Here is a 3006-nt window from a genome sequence, read left to right on the forward strand (position 1 = left end):
GGAAGGTTCGGGTTGGGTAATTTTTAGACGATATGATATATTATCGTTATTAACAGATGATATTTTGTTTTCATTAAGATATTTATGATCAATCTTGTCAAAGAAAATTTCACCATAAGTAGCCATACCGATATTTTCGAGTTCGTTTTTTAATTCAAGAATTTTAAAGGGATTGTTTTTACCTTTAATTTCTTGATCGATTTTTTGTTTTAATTTTGAGATTTGAGTTTCATTAATCTGTAATTGTTGGTGATAATAACCGATGCCATTAAGTCCATCGAAAGTATATTTAATTTGAATCATAGGAATGGTTCTGCCACGACTATCTGTTTCTTCCCATTCTTTGAAGATAGCAGATTTAGTTTCTTGAAAGGTAGGAATTGGGTCTTTAGGGAGTTTGATGACTTCTGTTTCAGTTAAGATGATAAACCCAATAAGAGCTACCACGATAAAAATAATGATTAAGAAAAACCATTTGATTATTTTTTTAATTTTGAACATATTTACTGATTCCTTTGAAAGAATTTTTAATATATAGGTATTTTAACATATTTACCTTTTTAATTAACCTTAAAACCATTTACGGAACCAAGTTCTTACCGATTTGACTTTATCATCTATGTCTTTGCTTATTCTATTTTTGATAGGTTGGAAGGAGCCTTTCCAGGTTTTTTGATTTTCTATTTTGTCTTCTAGTTTGTTGTATTCATTGATTTTGGTTGTTAATTCATTATTACGTGTTTTCAGCTCGTTTTTAGTTGCTTCATGTCGGGTTTTTTCGGTTTTTAATTTTTCTTTGAGAGTTTCGATTTCGTTACGAAGTTCGGCGTTTTCTTGGAGATATTTTCCTGATGCTGATTCTAAGGTTTTAATGGTTCCTTCTAAAGCTTGAATATGTAGGCCTTGTTGTACCCATTTATCGATTTGTTTTTCTAATTCATCACTTAAACGGTTAATTTCTTCTGCTTGTTGGTTAATGATTTGGTTTAATTGACTTATTTCTTGGTCTTTTTGAGTGATGATCGTTTGATATTCCTTTTCTTTTTGTTGAAATTCAGTGTTTAATTGGTTAATTTCATCTTGGAGGGTTTGTTTTTCTTGTGCGGATAGAGCTTGATTAGTTATTAATTCTTGGTTTTTAGTTTCGATTAAGGATTTTTGTTCTTGGAGTTGGTTTTGGAGATTTTCCATATTTTGATGTTGTTCGTTAATTTGTTCGATTAATTGATTAATTTGTTGGGTCTTTTCCGTGTTGAGAGTTTTTTCTTGGTGCAGATCAGTTTCTAGTTGATTAATCTTTTGATCTTGGTTGAAGATTTCGTTTTCTTTAGAACGAATTTTATCTGTTTGTTGATTGATTTCTTTTTTAAGGTCTTGTTTTTCTTGTTCAGATAGAGTTTTATTATTTTCTAATTCTTGTTGTTTTTCGATTAGATTGTGTTCTAAAGTTTCTTTTTGAGTTTCTATATTTAGACTATTAATTTTTTCTTGTTGGAGTTGGATTTCTAATAAGTTTTTGGCTTTGAGTAATTCTTCAGGAGTTTGTTGGTGAGTTTCAGTTGTTTTGCTAGTTTCTTTTAATTCCTCGCCAAGGTGTTGTGTGTGGTGACGTTGTTCTTCATAGATTTGTTTAGGTTCAGTTGTTGTTTTATCAACTGAACCTTGATCAGGGATTGAGATTATGGTTTTCACTTTCGTTGATATTTGTATCTTCAGTGTTGTTAGTTTCTTCTTTTGTTTCTGTGATTTTATTTTCATTATTATTAGTTAAAGTTGATTCTTCATTTTCAATAATGGTTGGATTCAATGGTTGTTGAATAGATGGTGTTTGGATGATTGGGGTTGAGGGATTTTCTATTTTATTAGTTAATGGTTGGGGTGAATGAGTATTTTTAGTTTCGCTTTGATAAAATTGGTAAAGCTCCATAGCGGTCGAAGCTAAAGAAACCCAAAATAAAGCTTTACTACCAATTCTTAACATTTTACCTACTAAATTAGCTAATTTAGAAGTAGCTTTCTTTTGAATGATAGTTTTAGTTCCTTTTTTGATGGTTTTTTTCTTGCCGCTTTTAAACCAATTACCGATTTTGCCTAAGCCAAGGTAAATCCCGATGACGCTTAAAGTGGTCGCGAGATAATAACCTAATTTATTTTGGGGAGAAGGAGTTATGATTAGGATCTTTATCGTTTCCTGTTATTTTATTATAAATATACTCGATAACATTACGAATTGGTTGAGTAGCTTTATCGTATAACGATTTAGTTTTAGCTGCGGCATCACTCGTAAAAGCGTTGATTTGGTTTAAAACTTCAGGAAAGAATTTAAAAAGTGTCCAATAAATTGCCCCACCAATTAGGATAAATGGCAATAAAAACAAGATTTTGTTTATAATTGATTTTAAGGTTTTAAGGAACCAATTTTCTTTTTTAGTTTGTGTTTCGATAACTATTTTAGGAGGTTCGATTATCGGTTTTCTTTTAGTAATGATTATTTTTCCCGTTGATTTTTTTGTATTTTTTTTGTTATTTTTTTTATTCATAGTTTTTCTCTCTTTCTTTAATTTGATATAAAAAAAGACTCTAATCAATATTAGAGTCTTAAGTTGATATAAGTTGTTATTTATTGGATATTGGGATTAATTACATTATATTTATCTTTAAAGATTGATAAAGTTTTACGGATAGGGTTGAAGTGGAGGTGAAAATCGGTTAATTTGAAGTTTTCATTGTGAACGAAAGCATCACCAAGGTAATAGTCTTTGTCTTCGTTTAAGAAATGTTTAGGGCCTTTGTATTTTAGGATTAAGTAGTTACCACCTGGGCCTTCGTTTAGTTGTTTTTCAAACGTAATATTATTACGCAAATAACTACCGTCTTTTATATCAAAGTGCACGGATTCGAAACCATTTAGAGTGGTACGGTCATAAGTTTTGCCATCTTTATTCCAACGGTCGAAAGGATGACGGTTTTTGATGAAGATAGCTAGGTTGGAAGGTTCGGGTTGGG

Annotated in this window: 3 protein-coding genes and 1 pseudogene; all 4 read right to left on the reverse strand. The window is 30.5% G+C overall.

The features are described 5' to 3' along the window. A partial coding sequence (locus ON17_RS01875; RefSeq protein ID WP_017191814.1) for a hypothetical protein occupies positions 1-501 on the reverse strand: 501 nt, incomplete at its 3' end. A gap of 69 nt (positions 502-570) precedes the next feature. Continuing rightward, positions 571-1692 (reverse strand): hypothetical protein, encoded by a 1122-nt coding sequence (locus ON17_RS03915; RefSeq protein WP_017191815.1) that lies wholly within the window; start codon positions 1690-1692, stop codon positions 571-573. Beyond that, positions 1667-2540 (reverse strand): annotated as a pseudogene (locus ON17_RS01885) (hypothetical protein). Before ON17_RS01885 ends, ON17_RS03915 begins: the two are co-directional and overlap by 26 nt. Before the next feature lie 80 nt (positions 2541-2620). Continuing rightward, the coding region (locus tag ON17_RS01890) for a hypothetical protein (RefSeq protein ID WP_017191816.1) at positions 2621-3006 on the reverse strand (386 nt) is incomplete at its 5' end.

This window comes from Poinsettia branch-inducing phytoplasma str. JR1 (assembly GCF_000309465.1).
GTDB classification, from domain to species: domain Bacteria; phylum Bacillota_I; class Bacilli_A; order Acholeplasmatales; family Acholeplasmataceae; genus Phytoplasma; species Phytoplasma pruni.